The organism is Halomonas sp. ALS9, assembly GCF_001651035.1.
Lineage (GTDB): Bacteria > Pseudomonadota > Gammaproteobacteria > Pseudomonadales > Halomonadaceae > Vreelandella.
The window spans coordinates 1-230 of sequence record NZ_LXRG01000061.1 but is presented as its reverse complement, the minus strand read 5'-3'; the positions used below and the strand labels follow the sequence as shown (position 1 = coordinate 230).

At 51.3% G+C, this 230-nt stretch carries 1 pseudogene; it reads right to left on the bottom strand.

Annotation, left to right across the window (positions count from 1 at the left end):
- Positions 1 to 230 (bottom strand): annotated as a pseudogene (gene cysW / locus A6R74_RS04105) (sulfate/thiosulfate ABC transporter permease CysW); the annotation flags it as partial.

Genomic DNA, 230 nt, shown 5'->3' with positions numbered 1-230 from the left:
GATAACGCAAAAGGAAGAACGATTAGCGTTTGCAGAAGGCGCCGTCCGGGAAAGCTGAAACGCGTAACCAGCCATGCCAGGGCAACGCCAAACACCAAACATACTGGAATGGGTAACAGCGCGATCACCAACGTTAAGCCAATTGCATGCAGGGTAAAGGTATTACTCACGTTGACCCAGAAGACCATAACGCCCTGAGAGAATGCTTGAGCAAAAAGGGCCACTAGCGG